Origin of the sequence: Streptomyces sp. NPDC004629, assembly GCF_042873595.1 — a bacterium.
In the GTDB taxonomy this organism is placed as follows: domain Bacteria; phylum Actinomycetota; class Actinomycetes; order Streptomycetales; family Streptomycetaceae; genus Streptomyces.
In genome coordinates this window covers 387,764-389,738 of the sequence record NZ_JBIALO010000003.1, presented here as the reverse complement: position 1 = coordinate 389,738, position 1,975 = coordinate 387,764, and the positions used below count along the sequence as shown (strand labels likewise).

The 1,975-nt window shown below is 56.7% G+C and carries 1 rRNA gene (only partly in view); it reads right to left on the bottom strand.

Features of this window, described 5'->3' with window-relative positions:
* Positions 1–1,975: ribosomal RNA gene (locus ACFYTE_RS07035) — 23S ribosomal RNA — on the bottom strand (its annotated part continues 145 nt past the right edge of the window); the annotation flags it as partial.

Below are 1,975 nucleotides of genomic sequence, written 5' to 3'. Positions count from 1 at the left end.
CATTCGTGCAGGTCGGAACTTACCCGACAAGGAATTTCGCTACCTTAGGATGGTTATAGTTACCACCGCCGTTTACTGGCGCTTAAGTTCTCAGCTTCGCCCACCCGAAAGTGAGCTAACCGGTCCCCTTAACGTTCCAGCACCGGGCAGGCGTCAGTCCGTATACATCGCCTTACGGCTTCGCACGGACCTGTGTTTTTAGTAAACAGTCGCTTCTCGCTGGTCTCTGCGGCCACCCCCAGCTCAGAGTGCAAAACCCATCACCAGGAATGGCCCCCCTTCTCCCGAAGTTACGGGGGCATTTTGCCGAGTTCCTTAACCATAGTTCACCCGAACGCCTCGGTATTCTCTACCAGACCACCTGAGTCGGTTTAGGGTACGGGCCGCCATAAAACTCGCTAGAGGCTTTTCTCGACAGCATAGGATCATCCACTTCACCACAATCGGCTCGGCATCAGGTCTCACCCACAATGAGCAGCGGATTTACCTACCACTCGGGCTACACCCTTACCCCGGGACAACCACCGCCCGGGATGGACTACCTTCCTGCGTCACCCCATCACTCACCTACTAACCGCTCGGTTCAGCGGCTCCACCACTTTCCATTCCCCGAAGGGTCCGGAACGGCTTCACGGCCTTAGCATCACGATGCTCGATGTTTGACGCTTCACAGCGGGTACCGGAATATCAACCGGTTATCCATCGACTACGCCTGTCGGCCTCGCCTTAGGTCCCGACTTACCCTGGGCAGATCAGCTTGACCCAGGAACCCTTAGTCAATCGGCGCACACGTTTCCCACGTGTGAATCGCTACTCATGCCTGCATTCTCACTCGTCAACCGTCCACGACTACCTTCCAGTGCCGCTTCACCCGGCAGACGACGCTCCCCTACCCATCACAGCCGGCGTTAACCGTCATGCTGCAATGACACGACTTCGGCGGTACGCTTGAGCCCCGCTACATTGTCGGCGCGGAATCACTAGACCAGTGAGCTATTACGCACTCTTTCAAGGATGGCTGCTTCTAAGCCAACCTCCTGGTTGTCTCTGCGACTCCACATCCTTTCCCACTTAGCGTACGCTTAGGGGCCTTAGTCGATGCTCTGGGCTGTTTCCCTCTCGACCATGGAGCTTATCCCCCACAGTCTCACTGCCGCGCTCTCACTTACCGGCATTCGGAGTTTGGCTAAGGTCAGTAACCCGGTAGGGCCCATCGCCTATCCAGTGCTCTACCTCCGGCAAGAAACACACGACGCTGCACCTAAATGCATTTCGGGGAGAACCAGCTATCACGGAGTTTGATTGGCCTTTCACCCCTAACCACAGGTCATCCCCCAGGTTTTCAACCCTGGTGGGTTCGGTCCTCCACGAAGTCTTACCTCCGCTTCAACCTGCCCATGGCTAGATCACTCCGCTTCGGGTCTTGAGCATGCTACTAAAACGCCCTCTTCGGACTCGCTTTCGCTACGGCTACCCCACCCGGGTTAACCTCGCAACACACCGCAAACTCGCAGGCTCATTCTTCAAAAGGCACGCAGTCACGAGACACCAGCAAGCTGATGCCCGACGCTCCCACGGCTTGTAGGCACACGGTTTCAGGTACTATTTCACTCCCCTCCCGGGGTACTTTTCACCATTCCCTCACGGTACTATCCGCTATCGGTCACCAGGGAATATTTAGGCTTAGCGGGTGGTCCCGCCAGATTCACACGGGATTTCTCGGGCCCCGTGCTACTTGGGTGTCTCTCAAGCAAGCCGCTGACATTTCAGCTACGGGGGTCTTACCCTCTACGCCGGACCTTTCGCATGTCCTTCGCCTACATCAACGGTTTCTGACTCACCGACCAGCCGGCAGACTGATCAAGAGAGATCCCACAACCCCGCATACGCAACCCCTGCCGGGTCTCACACGCATACGGTTTGGCCTCATCCGGTTTCGCTCGCCACTACTCCCGGAATCACGGTTGTTTTCTCT